We start from the raw sequence: 26,014 nt of genomic DNA on the forward strand, positions 1-26,014 counted from the left end.
AAGAGATTGGCCAGGGCGGTCGTCCCCCGCCTGAAAGACAGTTTACGCGGCGGCCTGCTCGGCGAGCTTCTTGGCGATCTGCTTCTTCAAGAGGCGCGCGCGCTGCGACAGTTCCTTGACGTCAGCCTTGGCCAGGAAGGCATCGAGACCGCCGCGATGCTCGACCGAACGCAGCGCGTTGGCAGAGATGCGCAGGCGCACATTCTGGTTCAGCGCCTCCGAAATCAGCGTCACGTTGACGAGGTTCGGCAGGAAGCGACGCTTGGTCTTGTTGTTGGCGTGGCTCACATTGTTGCCGGTCTGGACTGCCTTGGCAGTGAGTTCGCAGGTGCGGGACATGGTTCTAACCTTCAGTTCTCTCGGGGACCTGCCAAACCTTCGTGCCCACGCCGGGTGGCGCGCGGTTCTGGTCAAGCGGCCTTATGGAAAAAGTTGGCGTTCCATAGTTGCATTTCGCCGATGCGTCAAGCTCCAGCCTGGCCCAGCGGCATTTCACATTAAGGCCGGAATTCGTCGTATAAGCGGTTCCATAGGGACATGCCAGACCGGAGTTGTCCGCCTCCGGCTGAAATCAAGGACCCGATCGCGCCATGCTTCGCTTGCCCCATGCCCTTGCCGCCGCGCTGGCCGCCGCCTCACCGTCGGCCGCGACGGCCGCCGCGCCGCAGTCCTTCAAGGGCGAATACACAGTGTCGTTCCTCGGCCTTTCCATCGCGAAATCGAGCTTTTCAAGCCATTATGAGAACGGCGTCTATTCGATCAACGGCAGCGTTTCCGCGGCTGGTCTGGCCAAGCTGTTCGACGATACGCGCGGCACGATCTCGTCCAAGGGTACGATCTCGGGCCAGAAGATGGTGCCGCAGGCGTTCCGCGCGGACTACACTTCCGGCAAGAAAGCCTCCGCGATCGACATCCGTTTTGCCAATGGCAACGTCACCTCGACGACGGTCGTTCCCGCGCCGGAAAAGCGCGATCCCGACAGTTGGGTGCCGCTCGGCGCCGGCGACCTGGCATCGGTGCTCGATCCGATGGCGGCGACCGTCATCCATGCCGACAGCCTCGACAAGGTCTGCGGCCGCACGGTGAGGCTCTATGACGGCGAGATGCGCGCCGACCTGACGCTGAGCTACGCTTCGAAAGGGTCGATCTCGGTGCCCGGCTACAAGGGCGACACGGTCACCTGCCGGATGGGTTTCGAGCCGGTGGCGGGCTACCGCAAGGGCCGCAAGGCGCTCAACTACCTCAAGAACAAAAGCCGGATGATGGTGACGTTTGCACCGCTTGGCCAAACCGGGGTATATGCGCCGATCCGCGCGACGGTCGGGACGCAGATCGGCACCTTGACGATCAGCGCCAGGCGGTTCGAAGCAATACAATAAGGCGCCACGCGCGCCGCTGGAGACAGAATGGGGCGCGCGACACTGATCGGCTTTTCGGCCGTCGCCATGTGGGCACTGCTGGCGTTGCTTACGGACGCATCCGGCAAGGTGCCGCCGTTCCTCTTGTCGGCGATCACCTTCTCGATCGGCACCGGGGTCGGGCTTTTCGCGCGCCTTTTCATGCCGGCCGCTGATAAAAGCCAAAAGATACCTCGCCAGGTTTGGGTGATCGGCATTGCCGGCCTCTTCGGGTACCATTTCTTCTACTTCACCGCGCTGCGCAACGCGCCGGCGGTGGAGGCGAGCCTGATCGCCTATCTGTGGCCGCTGCTGATCGTGCTCGGCTCGGCACTGATGCCGGGCGAGCGGCTGGCCTGGAACCATATCGTGGGCGCGCTGCTCGGCCTTGCCGGCACCGTGCTCATCGTCACCAAGGGCGGCGGCCTCGCCTTCGACGGGCGCTATGCCTTCGGCTACGCCATGGCTGCCGTCTGCGCCGTGCTGTGGTCGTCCTATTCGCTCCTGTCGCGGCGTTTCCCTTCGGTGCCGACCAGCATCGTCACCTGGTTCTGCGCGGCGACCGCGCTGCTGTCGCTTGCCTGCCATCTGGTGCTGGAAGAAACGGTGCTGCCCGCGAGTGCCGGGCAGTGGCTTGCCGTGCTCGGTCTCGGCCTGATGCCGGTCGGGGCAGCCTTCTATGCCTGGGACGTCGGCGTCAAGCGCGGCAACATCCAGGTGCTGGGCGCGGCAAGCTATGCCGCGCCGCTCCTGTCGACGCTGGTGTTGATCGCGGCCGGCGTCGCAGAGCCGTCGCTGCGCATTGTCGCGGCCTGCGTGCTCATCACCGGCGGGGCCGCACTTGCGGCAAAGTCGCTGCTCCTGCGCAAGCCCACCGAAGGCGGAGCCCGGGCATCCGACAGCGGAGCCGGGGCATCCGAAGGCGGAGCCGGGGCATCCGAAGGCGGAGCCCGGGCATGACGATGCCGTTTCCAGGCGGCATCGACGGCAACGCCAATGCGACGCTGATCTTTTCGCTGGTGGCGGCGGTCGTCTACGCCTTCATATCAGGCATGGCGCCGACGCTCGCCCGTTCGGCGGCAAAAACGCTCGCTGTCGCCATGCTTGCCGTGCTGGCGGCGATGCAGGGCGGGCCGCTGCTGCTGGTCGCCGCCCTTGCACTGAGCGCCATCGGCGACGCCTTCCTGTCGCGCGATGGCGAAAAGATGTTTCTGGGCGGGCTGGGCAGCTTTCTCGCCGCGCATATCGTCTATGTCGTGCTGTTCCTGCGCAGCGGCGAGGGGTTGGGAGTGCTGGCGGCCGAACCCTGGCGCGTGGCAATCACACTTGTCATGGCGGTGTTCGTTATCCTCATGCTGGCGGCGCTGTGGCGCCGCATCGGCCCGGCCCTGCGGGCCCCGGTCGCGGGCTATGTGGTAGCCATCCTCGCCATGGGCATTTCGGCGCTGACGACGAGCAGTGCCGCTGTTATCGGCGGCGCCGTGCTGTTCATGGCCTCAGACGCGCTGCTGGCCACGGAACGGTTCCTGGCGGCCGCCATTTCGCCGCATCGCGCCTGGATGCGTTTGGCGGTCTGGGGCCTCTACTACGCAGCCCAACTCGCGATCACGCTTGGTTTCCTACTGCGTTAAGGCTGTTTTGGCCGCCAGCCGGGCTCCGCCAGTTCAAATGCAGCAAAGTCGAAGCCGGGCGCCACGGTGCAGCCGACCAACGTCCACTCGCCCAGGCTGCGCGCCGATTGCCACCAGCCCGCCGGCACGACGATTTGCGGCCGCTCGCCGGCGGCGAGCTCGATGCCGAGCACCTGCTCGATCACCCGGTTAACCCTTGGGCCGCCTTCTTCCCATATCGACAACGCCAGCGGCGCGCCGGCGTAGAAGTGCCACGCCTCGGCGGCATCCCTGACCCGATGCCAGGCGGAAACCTGGCCCTGCTCCAGCAGAAAATAGATCGCCGTCGAATGGCCTCGGGCTCCGCCGCCACCGTCGCGAAAGGTTTCCGTGTACCAGCCGCCTTCCGGGTGCGGCTTCATGCCAAGGAGGGCGATGATTTCTGCGGAACTCGTCATGGTTTCGACCAGTGTCGATTGGCCTAGAAATTATCCTTGCGCTTGCGGATCTCGGCAAAAACCTCGACGTCCGACGCCTTCTCCATGCCGAGATGCCCGCGGATTGCCGGATCGTGCCAGCGCAGGAAAGGGTTGGTCGACAATTCCTCGCCGATCGTGGTCGGCAGCGTCGGCTTGTTATCGGCGCGCAGCGCTTCAATTTTTGCCGCGCGTTCCTTCAATGCCGAATTGGTCGGGTCGACGCTCAGCGCGAAACGGGCGTTTGCGAGCGTGTATTCGTGCCCGCAATAGATCACGGTCGCGGCAGGCAGTGCCGCGAGCTTCTTCAGGGATTCAAACATCACCGGCGGCTTGCACTCGAACAGCCGCCCGCAACCGAGCGCGAACAGTGTGTCGGCGGTGAACGCCACTTTCGATGCCGGCAGGTGATAGGAGACGTGGCCGGCGGTGTGGCCGGGGGTGGCGATCACTTCGATACGTTCTTCGCCGAGATGCAGGACCGAACCGTCCTCGACCGTGTCGTCAATGCCGGGGATCCTGGCCTTTTCCGCTTCGGGACCGACGATGCGCAGCTTGAACCGCTGCTTCAGCGCCAGATTGGCCTCGACATGGTCGACATGGTGATGCGTGGTCAGGATGACAGTCGGCGTCCAGCCGGTGCGCTTGACCGCGGCCAGGATCGCCGCCTCTTCCGGCGCATCGATAAGCGCGGTCTGACCGCTTTTGGGGTCATGCACCAGCACGCCGAAATTGTCGCTGCGGCACATGAACTGTTCGATTTCGACCGCCATCGCATCTCTCCATCTTCGCCGCAGACATAGGACGCCGACGCGCAGATGTCATCCCGAAGATGACTGATGTCAGGATGCCATTCGACATCCGGGATCTTGGGACGTCGCGGCCTTTGTTGAAACGCGCCGATATCGCGGCTACATCCCTGACATGCATTCCGACATCGTCGATCTCCGCTCCTTCTATTCGACAGCGCTCGGTCGCTTCGCCGAGCATTCGATCACCATGGCATTGTCATCGATATGGGCCACCGTCCCCAATGAGCGGCTGGTGGGGCTCGGCTACACCTTGCCGTGGCTGGAACGGTTCGGCAGCGACGCCGAGCGGGTGTTCGCCTTCATGCCGGCGACGCAGGGCGCCGTGGTCTGGCCGGCGACGGGGCCGACCGCGACGGCTCTGGTTTTCGACGAGGAACTGCCGCTGGTCGATTCCTGCATCGACCGCATGCTGCTCGTGCATTCGCTCGAACATGTCGAAAACCCCCGCGAAACGCTGAACGAGATCTGGCGCGTGCTGTCGCCGGCCGGCCGGGTGGTCATCGTCGTGCCCAACCGGCGCGGCGTCTGGGCGCGGTTCGAGCACACGCCGTTCGGCAATGGCAGGCCCTTCTCGCGCGGTCAGCTCACCGAATTGCTGCGCGAGGCGAATTTCACGCCCGCCGCCTGGTCCGACGCCCTGTTCTTTCCGCCATCGCGGCGGCGTTTCATGATGCGCTTCCACAATATGCTGGAGCGTGCCGGCCGGCGGCTGTGGCCGATCTTTTCCGGCGTCATCGTGGTCGAGGCGCAGAAGCGGCTCTATCAGGGCGTGCCGGCCGCCCAGCGCGCTTCCCGACGGGTTTTCGTGCCGGTGCTTTCGCCGCACGCAGCAACGCGGCTCGGCCGGCGGATAGAGACCGGGGCCGCGACATCACCGGGTTCGCGAATGACACCTTCGTGATCATGCTGGAAACTTGCGCCCGACGGCATTTCGGGACCTATCTGTCGCTGACGGGCTCGCAGCCTGGCTGAGGACCGATGCCGTCACTGCTCTCCATCCGGTTTCAGCGCCGCCTCTGAATGCAAGGACTTCAGCTCATGGCCGATCATCCGGACAACGATGCCTCTGCCCGGCCTATCGCGGCGGTCGAAGCCTCGAGCCTTCCTGATCAGGTGGCGGCGATCAAGCTGGCGCTTGCCGGATCGCCGGTCCGCAAAGGGCTACGCTGGGCTTCCATCGGGATGGTTGCCGTCATTGTCGCGACCTCGATCGGCCAGGTTCTGCTCAACCGCTGGAACCAGCCTTTCTACGATGCGCTTGCACGCCGCGACATGCAGGCCTTCCTGCACCAACTCGCCATTTTTGCCGCCATTGCGGGTGGGCTCCTTGTGCTCAATGTCGGCCAGACCTGGCTCAATCAGACGATCCGGCTGAAGCTGCGCGAGGCGCTGACGCTCGATCTGATCGATGGATGGATGCGGCCGGCGCGCGCCTTTCGCCTGGCGCATGCGGGCGCCATCGGCGTCAATCCCGACCAGCGCATGCAGCAGGATGCGAGCCATCTTTCCGACCTGTCGACGGATCTTGGCGTTGGCCTGCTGCAATCCTTAATCCTGCTCGCCTCCTTCGTCGGCGTGTTGTGGGAACTGTCCTCGGGCTTCGTCTTCCATATCGGCGCAACGTCGCTCGCCATACCGGGCTACATGGTGTGGGCGGCCATCCTCTATGCCGGAACGGCTTCCTGGCTGAGCTGGCTGGTCGGACGGCCTCTGATCCGCCTCAACAGCGACCGTTACACACGCGAGGCGGAGCTGCGTTCCTCGATGGTGCGCGTCAACGAGAACATCGATGCCATCGCGCTCGCCCGCAGCGAGCCCGACGCCAGGCGGCGGCTGGAAATCGATCTCAGCACCGTGCTCGGGGCCATGCGGCGCATCTACAGCGCGCAGATCAATCTCGCCTGGGTGACAGACACCTATGGCTGGATCACCGTGGTGGCTCCCATCCTGGTCGCTTCGCCGGTCTATTTCGCCGGCGACATCAGTTTCGGCGGGCTGATGATGGCGGTCGGCGCCTTCAATCAGGTCCATTCCTCATTGCGCTGGTTCATCAACAATATCGGCAGCATCGCCGATTGGCGCGCGACGCTGATGCGCGTCGCCGATTTCCGCATTGCGCTGGATGAGACCGATGTGCTGCACGACCAGGAAAGGCGCATCGAATTCGGCGAGAATGCAAACGGCAAGCTGACCTTCGAGAAACTCGAAGTGGCCTCGCCCGAGGGGCGCACGAGGATCGCCGAGCAGCATGTCGAGATCCACGCCGGCGAACGCGTCCTGCTCACCGGCGAGCCGGGCGCGGGCAAGACGCTGTTCTTTCGCGCCATTGCCGGCCTGTGGCCGTGGGGGAGCGGGCGCATCGGTATGCCGGCGGGAGAGATGCCCATCTTCGTGCCGCGCACGCCCTACTTTCCGACCGCCACGCTGCGCGAAGTGCTCGACCACGTCGACGGCGTTGCGCCGGCAAGCGATGCTGATATTTCGGCCGTGCTGGCCGAGATCGGCCTGGAGCGCCTGTCGTCGTCGCTCGACCGTAGCGCGCGCTGGGAGCATGAGCTGGCCGACGACGAACTGCGCCTGCTGGCTTTCGCTCGGCTCGTGCTGCGGCACCCGAAATGGGTGATCATCGATGAGGCTCTCGATGCCTTCGACGGACCGACGCTGCGGCGGGTGCTGTCGATGCTGGAGAAGCGGCTGGCCGGGGCGACGATCCTCAATATCGGGCGCGGCCAGCACGACAGTCAGTTCTTCCCGCGCGCACTGACCATCGTGAAGGCGTCCGGCATGCCGGCCCTGAAGCCCGCACGCATAAGGGCGGGCGCGATCGAGCCGCCGCCGGCAGCTCCTCGCCGTAAGAAATAGCATCTCTCGGGCCTGGCCCCCGCCACGCCATGCGGCAGCTTTATTTCGCCGTGATCGCGAGGGAAGATCGCAGCGGAAACACAGCTTGAGCCGGCCATGCTTGATGCTCTCAGCCTGCTTGCCTGCCTGGCCTGCACCGAGGCCGCCGTGACTGCGCCTGCGCCGGATAGTCTGGCCGTTGACGTCGAGCTGGTGCTGGCGGTCGACATCTCATTGTCGATGGACGAGAAGGAGTTCGCCCTGCAGCGCGCCGGCTATGTGGAGGCGCTGCGTCATCCCGACTTCATCAAGGCGGTCCGCGCCGGGAACGCCGGTCGCATCGCGCTCACCTATTTCGAATGGGCCGGTACCGTGCGCGACGACGCGCTCATCGGCTGGCAGGTTATCGACGGCGCCGAGAGCGCCAACGCTTTTGCCGAGAAAATTGCGGCCCGTCCGTTCCGCAGCTTCCGGGGCACGTCGATCTCCGGCGCGCTCGCCTTCGGCGCGGGGCTTTTCGACCGCACCGCTTTCGAAAGCGAACGCAGCGTCATCGATATTTCCGGTGACGGACCAAACAATATCGGGCCGCCCGTCACCGCCACGCGGGATGCGGCAAACGCCAGAGGCATCGTCATCAACGGCCTGCCGATCCTGATCAATCCATCGCCCACCTTCAGCCATCTCGACCGGTACTACGCCCAGTGCGTAACCGGCGGGCCGGGCTCCTTCGTGCTGCCGATTTATACAGCCGCCGAATTTTCGACGGCGATCCGGCGTAAGCTGATCCTCGAAGTAAGTGGCATTCGGGACAGGCCCGCAATCACCCGCGTCGACGCCGACCCGCCGGTCGACTGCCTGCTTGGGGAGCGGGACAGGCGGTTTCTGTCGGATCCCTATTTCCCGGAACTTGACCGATGAGCATCTGAAGCATCCGGCGGACGAAGCCCAGACCTGTCTTCAAGGCCAAGCCGAAGACAGCGTTGCCTGCCTCGGGTCGCAGCTATTCGATGACCTCGGAGGTAATCGCATCCTGGCCGATGGTTGGGCAGATTGCCTTGCGCGGCCGGTCGTCGGCCTCGAACCGAAGGGAGTTACGCCATGACCGCTTATGCCGTTGCTCACATGCGCCGGGTCAAGATGGGCCCGCAGATTGTCGAATACCTGCAGAAGATCGATGCCACGCTGGAACCTTTCGGCGGCCGGTTCCTGGTCCATGGCGGCGATGTGGAGATGATCGAGAATGACTGGCCGGGGCATCTCATCATCATCGAATTTCCGGACAAACAACGTGCGCGCCGCTGGTACGATTCAGCTGCCTATCAGGCGATACTGCCGCTGCGGACGGACAATTCGACCGCCGATGTGGTGTTCGTCGACGGCGTCGAACATCCACACAAGGCCACGGATGTCCTGGAATGAAGCGGCGTGCCTTATCGCTTCAACAAGAACACCGCTTGCTGGCCGAAGAAATTCCAGAACCACCACGGCATCGACAGGCCGATCTTCTGGCCGTTGGCGTCGAGCGCGGTTGCCCTTTCCACGCTCGCGCCAAGCTCCTCGCACAAATTGACGAAGTCGCGGATGGTGCAGAAATGGATGTTTGGCGTGTCGTACCAGGAATAGGGCAGGTCCTTGGTCACCGGCATGCGGCCTTTGACGAACAGCGACAGGCGCACCCGCCAGTGGCCGAAATTGGGGAAGGACACGATGGCGTGTTCGCCGATCCTGAGCAGTTCGTCGAGAACGAGCTTCGGGTTGCGGGTCGCCTGCAAGGTCTGCGACAGGACGACGAAGTCGAAACCCTTGTCGGGATAGAATTCAAGATCCTTGTCGGCGTCGCCCTGGACGACGGAGAGGCCGCGCGCCACGCATTCGTTGACACCGCGCTGCGACAGTTCCAGTCCGCGGCCGTCGATCTGCTTGGTCTCCTGCAAAAGCTCGAGCAGCGAGCCATCGCCGGAACCGACGTCCAGCACCCGCGATTGCGGCGGGATCAGACCGGCGATTACCTCGAGATCGACGCGTTGGGCGCGGTTGACGCTCATGGCTTGCCCCTTGTCGTGGCGCGTGATCCGTGACCGACAGGTCTGCAATTCTGCGGGATCATGCGCCGAGCCCTCTCGCTCGCGCGGCCGAGCCGATGAAGCCGTTGATGGCGGCGAACAGTTCCGGCTCGTCGAGCAGGAAGGCGTCGTGCCCGCGATCGGTCTCGATCTCGACGAAGGACACCGACGCACCGGCGGCATTCAGCGCATGGACGATCGAGCGGCTCTCCTCGGTCGGAAACAGCCAGTCCGAGGTGAACGACACCAGGCAAAAGCGGGTCTTGGTGCCCGCAAAAGCGTCAGCCAGCCTGCCGCCATGGTCGGCGGCGAGGTCGAAATAATCCATGGACCGCGTCATGTAGAGATAGGAATTGGCGTCGAAACGGTCGACGAACGTCATGCCCTGGTGACGCAGATAGCTCTCGATCTGGAAGTCGGCGTCGAAGCCGAAGGTCAGAGCTTCGCGGTCCTGCAGGTTGCGGCCGAACTTCCGGTGCAAGGCTGCTTCCGACAGGTAGGTGATGTGGGCGGCCATGCGCGCCACGGCGAGCCCCTTTTCCGGGCGTTTGCCGTGGTCGAAATACTTGCCGCCATGCCATTCTGGGTCGGCCATCACGGCCTGCCTGCCGACCTCGTGGAAAGCGATGTTCTGCGAGGAATGCCGCGCGCCGGTGGCAATCGGCAGCGCCGAGAAAACACGTTCCGGATAGCTCGACGCCCATTGCAGCACCTGCATGCCGCCCATCGACCCGCCGAGCACGCAAAACAGTTTTTCGATGCCGAAATGGTCGATCAGCATCTGCTGGGCACGCACCATGTCGCGGATGGTGATGACCGGAAGGTCGAGCCCATAGGGCTTGCCGGTAGCGGGATTGGTGGAGGCCGGACCGGTGGAACCGAGGCAGCCGCCGATCACGTTTGAGCAGATGACGAAGAAGCGGTTTGTGTCGATGATCTTGCCGGGGCCGATCAACACTTCCCACCAGCCCGGCTTGCCGGTCACCGGATTGGTGCTGGCCACATGCTGGTCGCCGGTCAATGCGTGGCATACGAGAATGGCGTTGGAACGGGCGTCGTTCAGCGTGCCGTAGGTCTGGTAGGCGATCTGAAACGGCGACAGCAGCGTGCCGGCGTCGAGCTTGAGCGGCTTGTCGGCGCCGAAGCGCACGACCGGGCTCGACGGTTGGTCTGCCTCGTTGTTGGTTCTGCCAGCGCGCTGAGCGGCCATCGCATCCTCTTACATCGCACGACGTGTCTGTCGGAAACCGAATACGGGCCCGACACTGTCCGGCCGGCCGCGGACAATAAAAAACCGGCAATGCCTTCGCAAAGCCGGTTACGTCACGCAAACGGCCCTTTAGCGAATTGTTTAACGTGGCTGCAAGCCGACCGGCCAAATCACCACGGAACTGTTGCTGCCCTTCTAGAACTCACCTGCCTCGCCGTCAATGCCGCCTGCTGGCACCACTGCCACCTCTCGACATTGCGAGCCATGGCTTGTATTTCCGCAGCGGCTTCCAGGACGGAAGCGTTCTCGACGGATTTGTGATATGAGCCAGACCCCGGACAAGGCACGTCCAACCCCGCGCGCGGGCATCATGGACATCGAGGCCTATGTGCCGGGCAAGAGCGCGGCCCCCGCCGGGGTGGACAAGGTCCACAAGCTGTCGTCGAACGAGAACCCGCTCGGCCCCTCGCCGAAGGCAATCGAGGCCGCGCGCGAGGTCGCCGCCAAGCTCGACGTCTATCCCGACGGCACCGCCCGGCGCCTGCGCGAGGCAATCGCCGAGGTGCATGGGCTCAACGCACAGAACATCATCTGTTCCAACGGCTCCGACGAGATCCTCGGCCTGCTGGCGCAGACCTATCTCGCGCCCGGTGACGAGGCCATATTCACCGAACATGCCTTCATGGTCTACAAGATCTACATCCAGTCGGCGGGTGCGACGCCGGTCGCGGTGAAGGAGACCGAGGAGCGCGCCGACATCGATGCGATCCTAGCGGCCGTAACGCCACGTACGAAGATCGTGTTCCTCGCCAATCCCAACAATCCGACCGGCACTTACGTGCCGTTCCAGGAGGTGCGCCGCCTGCATGCCGGCCTGCCGAAGAACGTGCTTCTGGTGCTCGACGCCGCCTATGCCGAATATGTCAGGCGCAACGACTACGAGGCCGGCATCGAGCTGGCGGGCAGCTCGCAGAACGTGGTCATGACCCGCACCTTCTCCAAGATCGGACTTGGCGGGGCGCGGATCGGATGGATGTATGGGCCGATGCACATCGTCGATGCGATCAACCGCATACGCGGCCCCTTCAATGTCAATGCGACGGCGATCGAGGCCGGCATCGCCGCCGTGCGCGACCGCGCCCATGTCGAGCGCAGCGTCGCGCACAACGAGACCTGGCTGGCCTGGCTGAGCGAACAGATGACCGGGCTCGGGTTGCGGGTAACGCCAAGCGTCGGCAATTTCCTCCTCATTCATTTTCCCGACGACGGCAAGCATTCGGCCGCGGCGGCGGACGATTATCTCACCCAGCGCGGCTACATACTGCGGCGTGTTTCGGGCTACGGATTTCCCAACGCGCTGCGCATGACCGTCGGCACCGAAGAGGCCAATCGCGGCGTTGTCGCGGCACTCACGACATTCCTGAAAAGCTAGAACGCCATGGCATCACCGATGTTCGAAAAGATCGCGCTTGTCGGTATCGGCCTGATCGGCTCGTCGCTGGCACGGGTCATCAGCCGCGAGGGCCTGGCCGGCCATGTCGCCATCTCGACGCGCAGTGCCGCAACGCTGGCGCGGGCGCAAGAGCTTGGGCTGGGCTCCTCCTACACCATCGATGCCAAGGAAGCGGTCCGCGATGCCGACCTGGTTATCGTCTCGGTGCCGGTCGGCTCGTCCGGCGCGGTGGCGCAGGAGATCGCGCCGGCGCTGAAGAGAGGCGCCATCGTCACCGATGTCGGCTCGACCAAGGCTTCCGTGATCGCACAGATGCAGCCGCATATACCCGGCGGCGTGCATTTCATTCCCGGCCATCCGCTGGCCGGCACGGAGAAATCAGGGCCCGATGCCGGTTTCGCCGATCTGTTCGACAACCGCTGGTGCATTTTCACGCCGCTGCCGGGCACGGATACGGACGCGCTGGAAAAGCTGTCCGAGTTCTGGCGCCGTTGCGGCGCCAACATCGACACGATGGATCCGCAGCATCACGACATGACGCTGGCCATCGTCTCGCATTTGCCGCACATCATCGCCTACAACATCGTCGGCACCGCTGATGACCTGGAATCGGTGACCAAGACGGAAGTCATCAAATATTCCGCTTCCGGTTTCCGCGACTTCACGCGTCTCGCCGCCTCCGATCCGACCATGTGGCGGGACGTGTGCCTGCACAACAAGGATGCGATCCTGGAAATGCTGGCACGGTTCTCGGAGGATCTGGCTTTTCTGCAGCGGGCGATCCGCTGGGGCGACGGCGACAAGCTGTTCGACCTGTTCACCCGTACCCGCGCCGTGCGCCGCTCGATCATCGAGGCCGGCCAGGACATCGACGTGCCGGATTTCGGCCGCCAGGCGGTCGAGCATCCGGCGAAAAACTAGGCTCCTTCAGGCCAGGTCGCCGTCATCATCGCCAGCGTCTCGGCCTCGTTCGGCGCGCCCAACCTGCCGCCGAAGCGCTGACATTTGAGCGCCGCGGCCGCGCTGGCAAAGCGCAGCGCCTGCTCGATCGGCATGGCTTGCCCCAACCCCGCGGCGAAGGCACCATGAAAGACGTCGCCGGCTGCCAGCGTATCCACCACCTTGACCTTTGGCGCAGCGACGTGGCGCACGCAACCGGCGTGCCTGTCATGCCACCAGGTTCCGGCGCCGCCAGCGGTTACCGCGACGAAAGCGTCGGTGCGCGACGCAAGGTAGGCGCATGCGGCCTGCGGGTCCGCCGCCTGGCCGCAGACGATGCGCGCCGCCGGTTCGGAGGCGACGATGTGCGAGGCGAGCGGCAACAGCCGCTCCAGCACTGCCAATGGCGCGGTGTCGGCATCGAGAATCCCGGGGCGGCGGGCAGCGCGCGCAGCGCTGAGCGCCAGCGCTGCCGCACCCGGCCAGCGCACATCGACCAGCACGGCATCGAAAGCGGTGAGATCGGCGACCGGCAAGCCGTCGGGATCGGCCTGGGCGCGCTGATCGTAGAAAGGCACGATGATGCGCTCGCCATGGCCGTCGACAAGGATCGCGGCCAGCGCCGAGCGCGCTCCGGCGACGCGACGGACGAGACTGCAATCGACGCCCTCCGCCTCGATGCCCGATATCAGCTGGTCGCCGACCTGATCATCGCCGGCGCTCGTCCAAAGCCACACTTCGGCGCCCAGCCGGCGTGCGGCGCAGGCGGCACTCGTGGCCATGCCGGAAGCGATCTGCACGCCATCGGCGGCCATGTACTTGCCCTGATGGAGAGGAAGCGTTTCGACGCGAAGTATGGTGTCGAGCGTCAGCGCGCCGACGCTCAGGAGTTTTGCCGGTCTGTCCATTGGGGATGCTTAGCGCAGTTCACCGTTTCACGGAAACGGCGAACTGCTCTACCTCTTTGTTTGACGCAATTCCGGACGGAAAACCGTCCACACTTTTCCTGGAATTGCTCTAGTCGACCGGCTTGATCTTGCCCAGCGGGATAAAGCCGAGCGAGGCCTTGCCCTTGACCACCTTGAGCGGCATCGACGGTTCGTTGCCGAGCAGCGCCAGGGCGGCAAAGCCTTGTTCGATCTGGTTCTTCTGCTCGGGTATGGCGGCGCCGAGAATGGCGGCCACGGCTTTCGGGTCTTTCAGTCTGATCATCAGATCGGCATCGACCAGGCCCTCGGCGTCGACCGACAGCGGCCCGGAAACGGCGACGTGCGCCGTGCCCGACGACAAATCGAGCCTGCGGATCTCGATAGCCTGGCCGCGCAGGCTTTTCAGTTGCGTTCCGATCAGTGCCAGGCCGTTCTTCAGCGTCGCCTCGCCACTGGCGTCGAGCGGCGGCAGGACGCGGCCCCCAATCGCATCGGGGTCGATCTCCAGATCGCCGAAGCTGCCGATATAGTCGATATCCCTGCCGTTCGGCTGCAGCTGGCCCGCCGCCCTGCCGGCGCTGAACAGTTGCACCGGATCGGTGTCGTCGGCCGGATCGGTCTGGCCGGACAGGCCCTCGGCCGTGAGCGAAATGCGCCGCGGCAGCGGCCATGAGAGCTTGACGTTGGCCTGGAGATCATCCCAGTCGATCCACAGCGGCACCATGCCCGGAACCGAGGTCCTGAGCGGACCGCGCAGGTCCGCGACCGGCGACAGCGGCTGGATGATCTGGGCTACGGCGTTGAAGGAGCCGGCGGAGGCGGCAACGTTCTTGGCGTCGTCCTCATAGGCAAGATTGTCGCAGGAGACGGCGAAGCTCAGGGGATAACCGCTGACCTGGAGATTGGCGCAGCCGGCCTCGATGCCACTTTTGTTGAGCGTGGCGACCGCCTTGTCGGCTTCGCTCCGGACCCTGTCGGCGAGATAGAACCAGCCGCCGCTGTAGATGGCGAACAGCGCGATGACAAACGCTGCAAGCCAGAACAGGCGGCGGCGATGCTTCGGCTGGCGTTCGTCAGTGGACGTCATGCTGCGGTTCTCGTTCACGCATGGGGGGCTGTGGGCGGGCTGTCGATTCTGGCAACGACAATAGGTAGACAGAGATGGACGGAAAAAACACCGATTCCGGTGTGGTGTTGCCATTCTTACGCAATCAGGCACGGCGATATGGGCGATTTTTGGGTGTTTGGCTATGGTTCATTGATATGGCGGCCGGGGTTCGCGCATGTCGAGACAAGGCGGGCGCGCCTGCATGGCTATCGTCGCGCGCTGTGCGTCTATTCCTTCGTCCATCGCGGCACGCGGGAACGTCCGGGGCTGGTGCTCGGCCTTGACCGCGGGGGCTCCTGCGTCGGGCTGGCTTTCCGGGTGCCGGGCGAGTTGCGGGACGAGGTCGTCGCCTATCTGCGTGAGCGCGAGCTGGTCACCAATGTCTATCTCGAGCGCATGCTCAACGTCCGCCTCGACGGCGGCGGCACGGCCGAGGCCGTGGCTTATATCGTCGACCGCGACCATGAGCAGTATGCCGGTGCGCTCGATGCCGCCCATGCCGCTGCTGTGGTGCGCGGCGCTGTCGGCCAGTCCGGCAACAACGAGGACTATGTGTCGAGCACGCTGGACCATCTCCGGGCGCTCGGCATTCGCGATCACTGGCTGGAAGACGTCGCCAGGCGGATCGCGCCTTTGTGAAGCGCTGGCTCTGCGGAAAAGCCCGGTGAGGCCTTTGACCTCGATGCGGCAAGACCTAGCTTAGGCCTCGAACCCGCAATGGGCGGCAGCCGCCCAATCCCACCCACGGAGATCAGCCTTGCAGAAACGCCGTCTCGGTCGCACCGACCTTTCCATCGCGCCCCTGGTCCTGGGCGGCAATGTCTTCGGCTGGACCGCCGACGAAAAGACGTCGTTCGACCTGCTCGACCGCTTCGTCGGCGCTGGCCTGAACGCGGTCGACACAGCGGACGCCTATTCGCGCTGGGTGCCCGGCCACCAGGGCGGCGAATCAGAAACCATCATCGGCAAATGGATGAAGGACCGCGGCAACCGGGACAAGGTCGTGGTGATCACCAAAGTCGGCTCGGACATGGGACAGGGCCACAAGGACCTGTCCGCCGCTTACATCGAAAAGGCCGTCGATGCATCGCTGAAGCGGCTGCAGACCGAGTTCATCGATCTCTATCTGTCGCACTGGCCGGATCCGACCACGCCCTATGAGGAAACCCTCGGCGCCTATGAAAAGCTGCTCGCCAAGGGCAAGATCCGCTACGCCGGCTGCTCCAACCTAGACGCCGCCCAGCTGCGCGCCGCACTTGACGTGGCGAGCCTGCGCAGCCTGCCGCGCTACGAGGTGCTGCAGCCGGAATACAATCTCTACGACCGCTCGTCGTTCGATGGTCCGCTACGCGATCTCTGCATGGCCGAGGATATCGGCGTCATTACCTATTTCAGCCTGGCCAAGGGTTTCTTGAGCGGCAAATATCGCAGCGAGGCGGATCTCGGCAAAAGCGAGCGCGGCGGCGGGGTGAAGGACTACCTCAATGCGCGCGGGATGCGCATCCTCGCGGCACTCGACGCGGTGTCTGCCAGGCACTCGGCCAAACAGGCGGAAGTGGCGCTTGCCTGGGTCATTGCCCGGCCGGGCGTCACCGCGCCGATCGCCAGCGCCACCAAGCCTGAACAGATGGACAGCCTGATCAAGGCGGCGTCGCTGGAGCTGAACGCCGACGACATGGCCGAGCTCGACAAGGCGAGCGGCTGAGCCGCCAACAGCGCGCACGATCGTCCAAGACGATTTCCCCGACCTTGCCATACCGTCATTGACGCTTGGCAAGACAGGAGGCGCGGATGGCCGGCTCGTTTTTTTCGCAGCCGGATCTGTGGCGTCAGCTCGCTGCGCTGATGCTTGCCGCCATGGTCGTCATGGGCAGCCCGGGACCGGCGACGATAAGCGTTACCGCCGTCGGCGCCGCTTTCGGCCTGCGCCATTCCCTGAGCTACGCTTTGGGAGTGATCGTGGGCACGATCGCCGTGCTTCTGGTCGTGGCAAGCGGAATGAGCGCGATGCTTGCCGCGATGCCGCGGCTTGCTCCGCTGCTCGTCGTCGCGTCCGCGGCCTACATCCTCTACCTCGCATACAGGATCGCGACGGCGCCGCCGCTGGCGGCGCATGCCGGCGAGGCCGCGCGCCCGACATTCGCCGGCGGCTTCCTGCTGGCGGTGGCCAACCCCAAGGCCTATGTGGCCATCGCCGCAGTGTTCGCCGGCGCGTCCGTGGACTCGGGCGCCGGCGGCATCGGCACCGGACTGACGCTGACGGCCCTCGCGTTCATGATCGTCGCCATCCATGCCGTGTGGCTGCTTGCGGGCGCCGCTTTCGCGCGCTTCCTGCGCAGGCCGGTGGCCTCGCGCATCATCAATCTAGTCTTTGCCGCGACGCTGGTGCTGACGACCGCACTGGCCGTGTTCGCTTGAACGTTGCGCGAGCGGCCGTCGGCGCCGATGGCCGCACTTCAGGCTTTGGCGCCGAGCTCCCGCAGCCGCTTCACTGCCGTCGGCGGCAAGGCGGGCGGATTGGGCGCACGGGACGCGTCGATAAGGAACTGGTCGCAGGCGGTTTCGGTTTCCCCGATCAGCCGCCGCATGAATTCCTCCTTGTCCAGGCCCGGCGGGATCGGCGGCAGGAAGCGCGCCTTGATGGTGCCGGGATAGCGCAGGAACTTGCGGCGCGGCCAATAGAGGCCGGCAACATGGGCGACCGGCACCACGGGAATGCCGAGCTGTGCATAGATTTCGACGATGCCGTATTTGTAGGCGGGTTCGTCGCCGGGCGCGCGGCGGGTGCCTTCGGGATAGATGATGAGCTGGCGCGGGTTGCGCGCGATTTCTTCCTTTGTCGCCGCAACCACCGCCTTCAGCGCCTTTGAGCGGCTGCCACGGTCAACCGGGATCATGCGCATTTTCAGGATGTACCAGCCAAAGAACGGAATCCAGGTCAGCTCGCGCTTCAGGATGTAGAGCGGATCCTGGAGATAGGGGAAGAAGGCGATCGCGTCCCAGAAGGACTGGTGCTTGGGCGCCAGGATGAAAGAGCCTTCGGGCAGATTTTCCAGCCCGGTGATCTCGCTCTTCGTCCCGGCGATCTTGTCGTAGAGCCACATCGAGGTGCGCGACCAGAACTTCGGCACGAACCAGGCGCGATGGCGCGGCGACAGGAAATAATAGGGAGTCCAGAGGATCATCTGGACGATCAGATTGACGTAGAAGACGAAGTTGAACGCCAGCGATCGGACTTGGAGCATTGGGGGAGGCCCGGTAAAGAGGTGTGCGTTGGTTACACCAAGCGGGCGCAAAAAGGAAATGGCCGAAGATGCCCCGAATGGCGCCGAAAAGCGTTTCGGCTCGCCTGAAGGTCCAGCCGCGCTACATCAGCCGCGCCAGTCTTTCTTTCAGGCGCGGGGCGGCGAAATCGAGAAATGCGCGCAGCTTGACCGGCAGCAGACCGTGGCCTGCGTGCACCAGGCTTACCGGCCAGGGTTCCGGTTCGAACTCCCGCAGCAGCACGCGCAGCGCGCCTGACCGCACCGCCGCGTCGATCTGGTAGGACAGCACCCTCGTCAGCCCGACGCCGGCGAGCGCGGCATCGATGGCCGCTTCGGCGGTGTTGACCTGGAGCCGCGAGCGGATCCGAACCGGCATCTCGGTCTTGCCGGCGGTGAAGCTCCATGTCGAGAGCGCGCCCGGCCCTTCGAAGGTGATGCAGCTGTGGGCCTCGAGGTCCGCAAGCGTCGTCGGGGTGCCGCGTTCGGCCAGATAGCCGGGGCTCGCGCAAACGACATGGCGGATCATACCGATCCGCATGGCGACAAAACTGGAGTCGGGAAGCCGGCCGATGCGGATGGCGAGGTCGAAATGGTCCTCGACCAGCTGGGTTATGCGGTCGGCCAGCGTCAGGCGGATGTCCACGTCGGGATAGGCGGCGAGGAAGCCGGTCACGACCGGCAGCACGTGCAGGCGGCCGAAGACGACCGGCGCGGTGATGGCCAGTTCGCCCGTCGGGGCGCTGTATTCGCCGGCCGCCATGCGCTCGGCCTCGCCGACCTCGCCCAGGATGCGGCGGCAGGCGGCCAGATAGGCCTGGCCGGCATCGGTCAGCGTAAGCCGGCGCGTCGAGCGGTTCAGAAGGCGGGTCTTGAGATGCCGTTCCAGGTCGGAAACCTTGCGGCTGACCGTCGCCAGTGGAATGCGAAAACGGCGCGCGGCGGCAGACAGGCTGCCGGCCTCCGCCGCGGCGACAAAAAGCGACATGGCTTCGAGCCGGTCCATGGTTTCTTCCGGAAATTGGAAGGATAGATTACAAATATGGCATCTACATCTGCTTGATGGAAGCCTCCATATTGGCCGTGACGCAGACGGCCTGGGTCGAGAAAGGAATTGTCATGTCGCAAGACCGCCCGCCGCTGCCGCCATTCACCGCGGAAACCGCCGCGCAGAAGGCGCGCATGGCTGAGGATGCCTGGAACTCGCGCGATCCAGCCCGTGTCGCGCTTGCCTATACGGCAGACAGTCGCTGGCGTAACCGTGCCGAGTTCCTGCAAGGGCGCGATGCCATCCAGGCTTTCCTGACGCGCAAATGGAGCCGGGAACTCGACTACCGGCTGATCAAGGAGGTCTGGGCTTTCCATGCCAACCGTATCGCCGTGCGTTTCGCCTATGAGTGGCATGACGACAGCGGCTCCTGGTTCCGCAGCTATGGCAATGAGAACTGGGAATTCGACGAACATGGGCTGATGCGGCTGCGCATCGCCAGCATCAACGACCTGCCGATCGGCGCTGCCGACCGTAAATACCACTGGCCGCTCGGCCGGCGGCCGGACGACCATCCGTCGCTGTCGGAACTCGGGCTTTAACCCTTCCGGGCAAGAAAGGCTATCGATGGGCGCGCATGCTTTCACCAGCGACGTCGCTTTCACACCGACCGTTAAGGCGATCCAGGCCCGCAAGGGCTCGCGCCAGGCCTATTCCCGGGTCGAGGAGCGCGGTGGTTGGCAATCGGGGATTACATCGGACCTTGCCGCCTTCATCGAGATGCAGACCAGCGTCTTCCTGTCGACGGCCAACGGTGTTGGCCAGCCCTATATCCAGCATCGCGGCGGGCCGGCTGGCTTCCTCAAGGTGCTCGATGAAAAGACGATCGGCTTCGCCGATTTCGCCGGCAACAGACAGTTCATCACCCAGGGCAATCTCGCCGACAATCCGCAGGCCTTCCTGTTCCTCATCGACTATGCCCATCGCCGGCGCGTCAAGATCTGGGGCAGCGCGCGCGTGGTGGAAGGCAACGCCGAACTGATGGCGAGGCTGATGCCGCGGGATTATGCGGCACGGCCCGAACAGGTCATCCTGTTCACCGTGGCGACCTGGGATGCCAATTGTCCGCGGCACATTCCGCAGCGTTTCGAGGCCGCCGATGTGGCGGCGGCGCTGGCCGAACGGGACAGGCGGATCGAACGGCTCGAACAGGAAGTCGCTCGCCTGCGGCAGGCGCCGGTCGTCACCAAATGATGAGGTGCCGAGGCAGGTTCAGCTGCCGGCGGCGATCTCGGCCAACGCGATGCCGTCCGGCGTCGGCTTCACCGGAACGATGCCGCGCGCCAATGCCAGCAGATATTTGTTGTATTCGGTGAACAGAACGCGCAGTGCCCGCGGCTTGGTCAGCCAGCCGCCATTGTCGAGATTGCTGTTGACCACCGGATAGGGTTCGAGCTTGGCCTTGTGCAGCAGCCGGCCCATTTCGAGCAGGCTGCGCGGCATGTGGTAATTGTTGGTGACGAGGATCACCGTGCCATAGGCATGGCTCTCGACCCATTTGGCGCTTTCCTCGGCATTGCCGATCGTGTCGAGCGCGGCGCGGTCGATGTCGACGCAGCAGGAAAACAGCCTGCTGTCGCCGCCGGTCGCGGCCTGAAGCTGACGTCGGCTGGCGGAGGGATGCACACCGCTGATCAAAAGCCGCGCGCCCTTGCCCGACGCCAGCAGCTCCATCGCCGCATCGAGGCGCGATTGGCCGCCGGTCAACACGATGATCGCGTCGGCCCTGGCCGGGTTGGCAGGGGTGGTCAGATGACTGACAGTGTTGGCGAACCAGCCGAAGCCGCCGGCAAATAGGGCGACCAGGGTAAGCAAGGCGAAAGAAGAAACGCGCAGCACGGCCGAAACCCGGTCGCGTCCATGCGGACGCGCCGCCAACGCCGGCATCGGTCCAACGGTACTGGTCGAGTCCCGCACCTCCATCATGGCATGGTTAATCCCGAAATGCGGCCTTTGGTAGGAAAAAATTGCAATTTGCGTTACGGCAGTTCTTCATGCGTGATCGATCCTGGTTATTCGACGTCGTCATGCTTCAGGCTGGCGGACGTCGATGTCGCTGAGATAGGCGACGACGGTGGCGTGCGAGGTTGCGGCCGTCAGCGCGCCGATGACCAGCACCATCAGCACGACACCGAGATAGCCGGCCGAGCCGATGGCGAAGTTGCCGAATAGCGCAGTCGCCTGGTCGGCCTGCGGGGTCGCCATGTTGCGCGAGGACCACCAGGAAAAGACGATGAAGACGGCGACCGCGGCGGCTCCGCCGGCGGCCGCGCCCTTCATGCCGGTGATCAGGAAATGGCGGCGGAACTCGCGGGCGATGAAACGCGCTTCGGCGCCGACGAAATGGAGTACCTCGATGATGTGGCCGTTGCCGGCCATGGCGCCGCGCGTGGCGAACACCACTGTCAGCACCGTCGCCGAGAGCATCAGCGCCAGCACCGCGATACCGATGGTCACCGTGGTGCGGGCCATGGCCACCAACCGGTCCACCCAGGTGCGGTGATCGTCAAGCGATGCGCTCGGCAGCTTCGGCGTGATCGCGGCGCGCATGGCGGCGAAATCGGGCGGGTTGTTCTCGTCGATGGTGACGATGATCAGCCGCGGCACCGGCAGTTCGTCGATGTTGAGGCCCGAACCCAGCCATGGCTCCAGCAATCTGGCGGTGGCGTCGCGGTCGATGATCCTTGTCGCCTTCACGCCGGGGAATTCGCCGGCGATCTGCGAGGCCTGGGCCAGGGCTGCCTCCATGTCGAGGCCGTCGACCGGCTTGATCTGGATCGTCGCCTCGCGCGAGATCTGGTTTTCCCAGACCGAGGCGGTGTCGCGCACCAGCGTAACCGCGCCGAAGGTCAGGCAGGAAAGGAAGGTCATGATGGCGATGACCAGCACGAGGGCGCGGCCGGCGATGTTCTGCGCCGGCACGATGGGCGCCATCTTGCGCTGGACGCGCGGCCTCGGCGCGGCCGCTTCGTCGGCCTGTGCGTCGAGGTGTTCGGCGGAAAGCTCAGTCATAGATGTCAAGCCTCCCGCCGGCCAGGATCATGCGGCGCGCATCGACCTGCTCCATCAGGCCGAGATCGTGGGTCGCGATTACCACGGCGGTGCCCAAGCGGTTGAGTTCGATGAAGAGCCTGAGCAGGCGTCGCGCCAGCGGCGGATCGACATTGCCGGTCGGCTCGTCGGCCAGCAAGATCTCCGGCTGTTCGATCAGGGCGCGGGCGATCGCGGCCCGCTGCTTCTCGCCGCCCGACAGGACCGGCGGCAGCACATGCATGCGTTCGCCGAGCCCGACCCATTTCAACAGCTCGGTCACGTCGGTGCGGTAGCTCGTTTCCTCGCGCCCGCGCACGCGCAAGGGCAACGCGACATTCTCATAGGTGGTCATGTGGTCGAGCAGGCGGAAATCCTGGAACACCACGCCGATGCGGCGCCTGAGATGCGGCAGTTCGGTGCGCGAGATGCGGGAGCGGTCCTTGCCGAAGATGGTGATCAGCCCGCGCGTCGGCTTCAGCGACAGGAACAGAAGGCGCAGCAATGTCGTCTTGCCGGCACCCGAAGGCCCACTCAGGAACTGGAAGGAGCGCTCCGGTATGTGCAGGGAGATGTCGCGGAGGATTTCCGGACCCATGCCATAGCGGAGGCCGACATTTTCGAAGCGAATCAATTTCGGCGACCTGAAATTCCTAGAGCGTGATGCCGAAAAGTGTGAGACGGTTTTCGGGCGACATCATGCTCTATCACTCTAATTCGGAGGCGGATTCAGATTTCAGGTCGATTTGACCTGAAATCGGAATCCGTCGGCGGCGAGCCGGCCTGGGAAAAGACCATCGGCCGGCATGGTTAACCGGCGGTTAATCGGTGGGTTGTTTCGGCTCGTCACGAGGACTCCGGTGGGGAAGCGTTAACCATTTCCCTTTACGCAAAAGAAACGAAAAGCGAACGTGCAGCAATGCTGGGGCCATGATGGCTGAGGATCGAACCGCGCGCCCGGTTTCCGGCGAAATCATGACCGATCCGCCGGCAAATGCCGCGCCGGAGCATGTCCTGCGCGCCGGCGCGGCGGATATCGTCGATGCCGACTATGTGGTGGTGCCACGCGCCGCGCCCCGTGCCGAAGCTATTTCGCCGCCGCTGCGTGTCATGTCCATGCCATCCCTCGAAGGCATGGACATGCTGCGCAAGCCCGAGCCGCCGGCGGAGCGGCCACCGGCGCCGCGCGGCGGGCCGATCTTCTGGATCGCCGGCATCGGCGCCGCCTTCGCTGCTTTCTGGGTCTCCGGCGGCCATGCACTGGTGCGCCAGGCGCCGCTCCTCGCGGGCGGACCGGCATCGGCATTGAGCATTTCAGGGGTCACGTCACGCGTGGACGCGTCCGGAGCCGTGCTGTTCGTCGATGGCGAGGCCGCCAATGACGGTGCGAATCCGGCGACGCTGCCGCCGCTCGAGATCCGCGTCACCGGCAACGACGGGCGCACAACGCGCTATACTTTGGGGACATCCAGCCGCTCATTGGCGCCAAGTGAAAGATTCGGCTTTGCCAGCCGGCTCGACGTGCCTAGAAACGGCGTAAGGACGGTGTCGGTCACCTTCGCGGAATAGCATGTGCGACAGGTGAGGCCGGCCCGCAAACGGCTGATGTCAGCGCTTCCGGTGCGCGAAGGCCTTAAAAGTCTTGAAGGGACGAAGCATGCCAGTTGTGCGCGGCAAGGACATCGAGGTCCTGTTTTCGGCGTCGGCCATCGCCCGGCGCAATCTCGAACTCGCCAAGGAGATCGCCGGGCACGACTATCACGATCTTCTGGTGATCTCGGTGCTGAAGGGCTCGTTCATCTTCGCCGCAGACCTTATCCGCGCCATGCATGATGTCGGCCTGTCGCCAGAGGTTGAGTTCATCTTCATCTCCAGCTACGGCGCCGGCACCACAAGCGGCGAGGTAAGGGTGCTGCGCGACATCGACAACGAGGTCGCCGGCCGCGACGTGCTTCTGATCGACGACATTTTGGAGTCGGGCAAGACGCTGAGCTTCACCCGCGACCTGATGCTGTCACGCGGCGCCAGAAGCTGCGCCATCGCGGTGCTGCTCGACAAGCGCATGCGCCGCCAGACCACCCTCAATGCCGATTATGTCGGCTTCGACTGCCCGGATTATTTCGTCGTCGGCTACGGCATGGATGTCGCGCACGCCTTCCGCGAACTGCCGTTCGTCGGCGTCGTCAAAGGCGATGCGTGAGGCAGCGGCAAAGACTGAAAAAGGCCTTAACGGCTTCAAGAAAATAACCCCTGCCGGAGCGCCGGGACCTTCAGAAAAAGTCAACGTTTGCTCGCCAAACATGCCGGCCATGGCAAAGCTTCTGATCGTCGAGGACGATGAGTCCGTCCGCACCCTCGCAGCCCGGGCGCTCGAACGCGCCGGGCACGCAATCGACATCGCCGCCGACGGCGCGCAAGGACTGGCGCTGATACGCGCCGCGAAGGGCGGCTATGATCTCGTCGTCTCCGACATCCGCATGCCCGAGATGGACGGCATCGAGATGGCGATTGCAGCTTCGGCACTTTTCCCGTCGATGAAGATCCTGCTGATGACCGGCTATGCCGATCAGCGCGAGCGCGCCGAGGAGTTGAACGGCATCATCCTCGACGTCGTGCAGAAGCCGTTCACGCTGGCCGAAATCCGTTCACGCGTCGAACGTGCGCTGAGCATTTTCGCCTGATCAGGCAGGATCGGCAGCGACGAGCACGGGGGGCTTGCGCCGTTCGGTGTTGAGCGCCAAGAGGCCAGCTCCGATGATAAGGGCGGCGCCGATCACGGTTGTCGACCGCGGCACTTCGGCGAAGAACAGAAAACCCCACAGCGGCGACCACAGGATGCCGGTGTATTCGAAGGTGGCGACGCGGTTTGCCGGCGCCATCCGGTAGGCTTGCGACAGCAAGATCATGCCGGCGGAAGCGACGAAGCCGCAGGCGGCCATCTTGAGGAAATCCGGCATTGTCGGCCACAGCCAGGGGCGCACCAGGAATTCCAGGCTGGGATGGGCCGCATGATTGATGCCGGCAAGCCAGAACAGGCTTGCGACCAGTGCCGCACCGGCGAGATAGGCACCGTTCTGGTAGAAGGCCATCACGGTCGAGGATTCGGTGTCGCCGATCTTGCGCGCCATCAGTTGCGAGAAGCCGTAGAGCACCGCGGAGCCCAGCGATAGCAGCGCCGCCCAGTCGAACAGTCCCGCACCCGGGCGCAGCATCACGACGACGCCAAGCAGCCCGATCAACACGGTCGCCAGCGCCTGCCAGGAGACCCGTTCGCCAAGATAGGGCCCGGCCAGCACCATGATGCACAGCGGGGCCATGAAATAGAGCGCCACGGCATCGGCCAGGGGCAAGGCGGCGATGGCGAGGTAGTACATGGTGTAGGAGGTGAACTGAATGAAGGCGCGCATGGTCAGCATGCCGAACCGCCGCGACAGGATCGCTCGCAGCCCGACATCGGCATGGACGAGGACGATCAGGATCGGCAGGGCGACGATCGCGCGGATGGCCATCACCTCGGTCACGGGGTAGCCGCCCGACACCGCCTTGACGAGCGGGTCTTGCAGCGAGAAGACCAACACGCCCAGGCACAGGCTCAGCATGCCGAGCACCATCCGATTGCGCATGAGGATCCCAAGCTCCCGTACCAGGGCGCAAGCAAGCTTGCAGCAAGCTAAAAAGAACCCGCCACCGTTTCGGGCAGCGGGCATGAGTGAGGACTCTTGATTGGTCCGTGGCCGAATCCTCAGCCACATATCCAATGGGTGAAGCAACTATCATCCCGTGTTTGACATGTTGCAAACGAATTGGAATGATACCAGCAATCAAAATTCCT

At 64.4% G+C, this 26,014-nt stretch carries 30 protein-coding genes and 1 riboswitch; of the genes, 17 read left to right on the forward strand and 13 right to left on the reverse strand.

Annotation, left to right across the window (positions count from 1 at the left end; genetic code table 11):
• Positions 1 to 42 precede the first annotated feature (42 nt).
• Positions 43 to 339, reverse strand: coding sequence for a 50S ribosomal protein L28 (gene rpmB / locus LB551_RS09675; protein ID WP_140500766.1), 297 nt, complete (start codon positions 337 to 339; stop codon positions 43 to 45).
• A 251-nt stretch (positions 340 to 590) separates the two neighbouring features.
• Between rpmB and LB551_RS09680 the strand changes: the two genes are divergently transcribed.
• From LB551_RS09680 to LB551_RS09690, 3 genes are read left to right on the forward strand one after another with little or no spacing between them, the layout of a single operon-like run.
• A complete protein-coding gene (locus LB551_RS09680; RefSeq protein ID WP_224659037.1) occupies positions 591 to 1,379 on the forward strand; it encodes a DUF3108 domain-containing protein in 789 nt (262 codons plus the stop codon).
• 27 nt (positions 1,380 to 1,406) lie between these two features.
• Complete coding sequence (locus tag LB551_RS09685; protein ID WP_224659038.1) at positions 1,407 to 2,357, forward strand: DMT family transporter; 951 nt, start codon at positions 1,407 to 1,409, stop codon at positions 2,355 to 2,357.
• A complete protein-coding gene (locus tag LB551_RS09690; protein WP_224659039.1) occupies positions 2,354 to 3,028 on the forward strand; it encodes a lysoplasmalogenase family protein in 675 nt (224 codons plus the stop codon). Before LB551_RS09685 ends, LB551_RS09690 begins: the two co-directional genes overlap by 4 nt.
• On the opposite strand, the gene LB551_RS09695 is transcribed toward LB551_RS09690, so the two are convergent.
• Positions 3,025 to 3,465 (reverse strand): cupin domain-containing protein, encoded by a 441-nt coding sequence (locus LB551_RS09695; RefSeq protein WP_224659040.1) that lies wholly within the window; start codon positions 3,463 to 3,465, stop codon positions 3,025 to 3,027. The two genes, LB551_RS09690 and LB551_RS09695, sit on opposite strands and share 4 nt — an antisense overlap.
• 23 nt (positions 3,466 to 3,488) lie before the next feature.
• The gene (gloB, locus tag LB551_RS09700; RefSeq protein ID WP_224659041.1) at positions 3,489 to 4,256 is read right to left on the reverse strand and encodes a hydroxyacylglutathione hydrolase; all 768 of its coding nucleotides are present in this window, start codon (positions 4,254 to 4,256) and stop codon (positions 3,489 to 3,491) included.
• A gap of 151 nt (positions 4,257 to 4,407) precedes the next feature.
• Here gloB and LB551_RS09705 point away from each other — a divergent pair, with 151 nt between their 5' ends.
• The 4 genes from LB551_RS09705 (at position 4,408) to LB551_RS09720 (ending at position 8,558) form a co-directional block, all read left to right on the forward strand.
• A complete protein-coding gene (locus LB551_RS09705) occupies positions 4,408 to 5,196 on the forward strand; it encodes a class I SAM-dependent methyltransferase (RefSeq protein WP_140553315.1) in 789 nt (262 codons plus the stop codon).
• A gap of 137 nt (positions 5,197 to 5,333) precedes the next feature.
• On the forward strand, positions 5,334 to 7,157 hold the full coding sequence (locus LB551_RS09710; protein WP_224659042.1) for an ABC transporter ATP-binding protein/permease: 1,824 nt from the start codon (positions 5,334 to 5,336) through the stop codon (positions 7,155 to 7,157).
• Between the two features lie 96 nt (positions 7,158 to 7,253).
• Positions 7,254 to 8,057 carry a DUF1194 domain-containing protein gene (locus LB551_RS09715; RefSeq protein ID WP_224659043.1) on the forward strand — a complete coding sequence of 268 codons (804 nt, stop codon included), beginning with the start codon at positions 7,254 to 7,256 and terminating at the stop codon, positions 8,055 to 8,057.
• 180 nt (positions 8,058 to 8,237) lie between these two features.
• Positions 8,238 to 8,558: a DUF1330 domain-containing protein gene (locus tag LB551_RS09720; protein ID WP_140553310.1), complete on the forward strand. Its 321-nt coding sequence runs from the start codon at positions 8,238 to 8,240 to the stop codon at positions 8,556 to 8,558.
• An 11-nt stretch (positions 8,559 to 8,569) separates the two neighbouring features.
• Here LB551_RS09720 and metW read toward each other — a convergent pair whose 3' ends face one another.
• Entirely contained in the window at positions 8,570 to 9,184 is a 615-nt protein-coding gene (metW, locus tag LB551_RS09725; RefSeq protein ID WP_140553308.1) for a methionine biosynthesis protein MetW, read from the reverse strand.
• Positions 9,185 to 9,242: 58 nt separating this feature from the next.
• Positions 9,243 to 10,412, reverse strand: a complete 1,170-nt coding sequence (gene metX / locus LB551_RS09730; protein WP_140513895.1) for a homoserine O-acetyltransferase MetX — start codon at positions 10,410 to 10,412, stop codon at positions 9,243 to 9,245.
• A gap of 109 nt (positions 10,413 to 10,521) precedes the next feature.
• Positions 10,522 to 10,599: riboswitch (SAM riboswitch) on the reverse strand.
• A gap of 135 nt (positions 10,600 to 10,734) precedes the next feature.
• Between metX and hisC the strand changes: the two genes are divergently transcribed.
• Together hisC and LB551_RS09740 are read left to right on the forward strand one after the other, a co-directional pair.
• On the forward strand, positions 10,735 to 11,844 hold the full coding sequence (gene hisC / locus LB551_RS09735) for a histidinol-phosphate transaminase (protein ID WP_224659044.1): 1,110 nt from the start codon (positions 10,735 to 10,737) through the stop codon (positions 11,842 to 11,844).
• A gap of 6 nt (positions 11,845 to 11,850) precedes the next feature.
• Positions 11,851 to 12,786 carry a prephenate/arogenate dehydrogenase family protein gene (locus LB551_RS09740; protein ID WP_224659045.1) on the forward strand — a complete coding sequence of 312 codons (936 nt, stop codon included), beginning with the start codon at positions 11,851 to 11,853 and terminating at the stop codon, positions 12,784 to 12,786.
• Here the strand turns inward: LB551_RS09740 and LB551_RS09745 are convergent.
• Positions 12,783 to 13,712: a sugar kinase gene (locus tag LB551_RS09745; RefSeq protein ID WP_224659046.1), complete on the reverse strand. Its 930-nt coding sequence runs from the start codon at positions 13,710 to 13,712 to the stop codon at positions 12,783 to 12,785. The genes LB551_RS09740 and LB551_RS09745 overlap by 4 nt on opposite strands.
• A 109-nt stretch (positions 13,713 to 13,821) precedes the next feature.
• A complete protein-coding gene (locus LB551_RS09750) occupies positions 13,822 to 14,820 on the reverse strand; it encodes a DUF2125 domain-containing protein (RefSeq protein WP_224659047.1) in 999 nt (332 codons plus the stop codon).
• Between the two features lie 138 nt (positions 14,821 to 14,958).
• Between LB551_RS09750 and LB551_RS09755 the strand changes: the two genes are divergently transcribed.
• From LB551_RS09755 to LB551_RS09765, 3 genes are all read left to right on the forward strand, one after another.
• Positions 14,959 to 15,480: a gamma-glutamylcyclotransferase gene (locus LB551_RS09755; RefSeq protein WP_224659048.1), complete on the forward strand. Its 522-nt coding sequence runs from the start codon at positions 14,959 to 14,961 to the stop codon at positions 15,478 to 15,480.
• A gap of 118 nt (positions 15,481 to 15,598) precedes the next feature.
• Entirely contained in the window at positions 15,599 to 16,546 is a 948-nt protein-coding gene (locus tag LB551_RS09760; RefSeq protein WP_140553296.1) for an aldo/keto reductase, read from the forward strand.
• Between the two features lie 86 nt (positions 16,547 to 16,632).
• A complete protein-coding gene (locus tag LB551_RS09765; protein ID WP_224659049.1) occupies positions 16,633 to 17,259 on the forward strand; it encodes a LysE family translocator in 627 nt (208 codons plus the stop codon).
• Positions 17,260 to 17,297: 38 nt separating this feature from the next.
• Here the strand turns inward: LB551_RS09765 and LB551_RS09770 are convergent, their stop codons facing one another.
• Together LB551_RS09770 and LB551_RS09775 are read right to left on the reverse strand one after the other, a co-directional pair.
• A complete protein-coding gene (locus LB551_RS09770; protein WP_224659050.1) occupies positions 17,298 to 18,086 on the reverse strand; it encodes a lysophospholipid acyltransferase family protein in 789 nt (262 codons plus the stop codon).
• Positions 18,087 to 18,207: 121 nt separating this feature from the next.
• Positions 18,208 to 19,110: a LysR family transcriptional regulator gene (locus LB551_RS09775; protein ID WP_224659051.1), complete on the reverse strand. Its 903-nt coding sequence runs from the start codon at positions 19,108 to 19,110 to the stop codon at positions 18,208 to 18,210.
• 113 nt (positions 19,111 to 19,223) lie between these two features.
• On the opposite strand from LB551_RS09775, the gene LB551_RS09780 reads away from it, so the two are divergent.
• Positions 19,224 to 19,694, forward strand: coding sequence for a DUF1348 family protein (locus LB551_RS09780; protein ID WP_140553291.1), 471 nt, complete (start codon positions 19,224 to 19,226; stop codon positions 19,692 to 19,694).
• Positions 19,695 to 19,719: 25 nt separating this feature from the next.
• Positions 19,720 to 20,346 (forward strand): pyridoxamine 5'-phosphate oxidase family protein, encoded by a 627-nt coding sequence (locus LB551_RS09785; protein ID WP_140553289.1) that lies wholly within the window; start codon positions 19,720 to 19,722, stop codon positions 20,344 to 20,346.
• Between the two features lie 18 nt (positions 20,347 to 20,364).
• On the opposite strand, the gene LB551_RS09790 is transcribed toward LB551_RS09785, so the two are convergent.
• From LB551_RS09790 to ftsE, 3 genes are all read right to left on the reverse strand, one after another.
• Positions 20,365 to 21,078 (reverse strand): YdcF family protein, encoded by a 714-nt coding sequence (locus LB551_RS09790; RefSeq protein ID WP_140553287.1) that lies wholly within the window; start codon positions 21,076 to 21,078, stop codon positions 20,365 to 20,367.
• A 99-nt stretch (positions 21,079 to 21,177) separates the two neighbouring features.
• Positions 21,178 to 22,164, reverse strand: a complete 987-nt coding sequence (locus LB551_RS09795) for a cell division protein FtsX (RefSeq protein WP_140553285.1) — start codon at positions 22,162 to 22,164, stop codon at positions 21,178 to 21,180.
• Positions 22,157 to 22,816 (reverse strand): cell division ATP-binding protein FtsE, encoded by a 660-nt coding sequence (ftsE, locus tag LB551_RS09800; RefSeq protein WP_224659052.1) that lies wholly within the window; start codon positions 22,814 to 22,816, stop codon positions 22,157 to 22,159. Before ftsE ends, LB551_RS09795 begins: the two co-directional genes overlap by 8 nt.
• A 296-nt stretch (positions 22,817 to 23,112) precedes the next feature.
• On the opposite strand from ftsE, the gene LB551_RS09805 reads away from it, so the two are divergent.
• The 3 genes from LB551_RS09805 (at position 23,113) to LB551_RS09815 (ending at position 24,863) form a co-directional block, all read left to right on the forward strand.
• The gene (locus LB551_RS09805; RefSeq protein WP_224659053.1) at positions 23,113 to 23,751 is read left to right on the forward strand and encodes a hypothetical protein; all 639 of its coding nucleotides are present in this window, start codon (positions 23,113 to 23,115) and stop codon (positions 23,749 to 23,751) included.
• Between the two features lie 88 nt (positions 23,752 to 23,839).
• Positions 23,840 to 24,382, forward strand: coding sequence for a hypoxanthine phosphoribosyltransferase (gene hpt, locus LB551_RS09810; protein WP_023677924.1), 543 nt, complete (start codon positions 23,840 to 23,842; stop codon positions 24,380 to 24,382).
• A gap of 109 nt (positions 24,383 to 24,491) precedes the next feature.
• Positions 24,492 to 24,863: a response regulator gene (locus tag LB551_RS09815; RefSeq protein ID WP_224659054.1), complete on the forward strand. Its 372-nt coding sequence runs from the start codon at positions 24,492 to 24,494 to the stop codon at positions 24,861 to 24,863.
• Here the strand turns inward: LB551_RS09815 and LB551_RS09820 are convergent, their stop codons facing one another.
• The gene (locus LB551_RS09820; RefSeq protein ID WP_224629358.1) at positions 24,864 to 25,805 is read right to left on the reverse strand and encodes a DMT family transporter; all 942 of its coding nucleotides are present in this window, start codon (positions 25,803 to 25,805) and stop codon (positions 24,864 to 24,866) included. It lies immediately after the preceding gene.
• Between the last annotated feature and the right edge of the window lie 209 nt (positions 25,806 to 26,014).

The sequence above is a fragment of the Mesorhizobium sp. BR1-1-2 genome, from assembly GCF_020165435.1.
Classification (GTDB): Bacteria; Pseudomonadota; Alphaproteobacteria; order Rhizobiales; family Rhizobiaceae; genus Mesorhizobium.